We start from the raw sequence: 1,584 nt of genomic DNA, 5'->3' as shown, positions 1-1,584 counted from the left end.
ATTAACCCAACATGAAAGCATGCCGGGTTAATAACATGGCAATCAAATAGCTCATCCTGATCGATTTGATTGTCGTCCGCACCACACTGGCGCAGATGCGCGGATCTGCTGGTGTGGTGCGGTCTCGCGTCGGCCTGATGGCCGACGGCGGCACATCCCTGTGCCGCCATTAACCCAACATGAGAGCATGCCGGGTTAATAACATGGCAATCAAATAGCTCATCCTGATCGATTTGATTTTCGTCCGCACCACACTGGCGCAGATGCGCGGATCTGCTGGTGTGGTGCGGTCTCGCGTCGGCCTGATGGCCGACGGCGGCACGTCCCTGTGCCGCCATTCACCCAACATGAAAGCATGCCGGGTTAATATTACGCCAGGCGATGGTTTTTATGCCTGTAGCGGCATAATGCAAGGCAGTTGCCGATATTGCAGTGGTGGCGGCAGGACCGCGATGATGGCAACGAGACACTATCGACTACAGTAAATGGCAGCCGATATGACACTGGGTCATGCAGGTTCGTGATCAACGGGTATACGCCAGGCGAGCAAGTGGAGAGAGCGATGTCAATGTCGGCAGAACGACCTGATGAAGTGATTGAATTCTGGTTTCAGACCTTGAACCCTCGTCAGTGGTTTGTCAGGGATGAGGCCCTGGATCAACGTATACGTGAAACCTTTGGTGCGACACTGGACGCTGCTGCAGCTGGTGAGCTGTGGCGCTGGCGCACGTCAGCGAGAGGACGGCTGGCGGAGATCGTGGTGCTCGATCAGTTCTCGCGCAATATTCACCGTGGTTCGGCGCGAGCCTTTGCCCAGGATGGACAGGCGTTGGTGCTGGCGCAGGAAGCGGTGGCCCAGAAGGCTGATCGGGTACTGGATGTGGCGTGGCGGGCCTTCATGTATATGCCGTATATGCACAGTGAGTCCCTTGCAGTGCACGATGAAGCGCTGCGTCTGTTCGATCAATCGGGGCTTGAAGATAACCTGCGCTTCGAACACCGGCATCGCGATATCCTGCTGCGTTTCGGTCGCTACCCGCATCGCAACGAGGTGCTGGGACGAGAGTCGACAGCAGAGGAGCGCGAGTTTCTGATGCAGCCGGGCTCTTCCTTCTAGGGGGGCGCTCCGGGTAGAGGGAGCTGGCAGCGGCATTGTGTGTTGGCAGTGCGGCTCTATAATTCAGTCATTGCTTGAGAATGAATGGGAGAGAGGTATGAGCTTCATTGCGTGGTTGATCATCGGGGGCATTGCCGGCTGGATTGCCGGCAATATCATGCGTGGCGGTGGCTTCGGGCTGATCGGTAATATCGGTGTCGGCATCGTGGGGTCATTGGTGGGGGGACTGATGTTCAGTCTGCTCGGCCTTTCCGCCGGTAATTTCATTGGCTCGCTGGTGACCGCAGTGGTCGGCTCGGTGGTGTTGCTGTGGGCAGTGGCGAAGTTCAAGGCCCACTGACACCAGGGGCCGCTCAACGCTTCCTGCCGTACTATTAACATGGCAATCAAATAGCTCATCCTGATCGATTTGATTTTCGTCCGCACCACACTGGCGCAGATGCGCGGATCTGCTGGTGTGGTGCGGT

At 57.1% G+C, this 1,584-nt stretch carries 3 protein-coding genes; 2 read left to right on the top strand and 1 reads right to left on the bottom strand.

The window, feature by feature from the left end; all coding sequences use genetic code 11:
- Positions 1-338, bottom strand: a 338-nt coding sequence (locus BUE38_RS22780) for a hypothetical protein (protein WP_200802216.1), incomplete at its 3' end; no start/stop codon positions are given.
- 224 nt (positions 339-562) lie between these two features.
- Between BUE38_RS22780 and BUE38_RS20640 the strand changes: the two genes are divergently transcribed.
- Both BUE38_RS20640 and BUE38_RS20635 read left to right on the top strand, forming a co-directional pair.
- Positions 563-1,117: a DUF924 family protein gene (locus BUE38_RS20640; RefSeq protein WP_143166419.1), complete on the top strand. Its 555-nt coding sequence runs from the start codon at positions 563-565 to the stop codon at positions 1,115-1,117.
- Positions 1,118-1,214: 97 nt separating this feature from the next.
- Positions 1,215-1,457: a GlsB/YeaQ/YmgE family stress response membrane protein gene (locus BUE38_RS20635; protein WP_073437137.1), complete on the top strand. Its 243-nt coding sequence runs from the start codon at positions 1,215-1,217 to the stop codon at positions 1,455-1,457.
- The last annotated feature ends 127 nt before the right edge of the window (positions 1,458-1,584 follow it).

Source organism: Halomonas cupida, from assembly GCF_900142755.1.
GTDB lineage: Bacteria > Pseudomonadota > Gammaproteobacteria > Pseudomonadales > Halomonadaceae > Halomonas > Halomonas cupida.
Note: the sequence above shows the minus strand (reverse complement) of the source record. Positions and strands in the feature narration are given on the sequence as shown.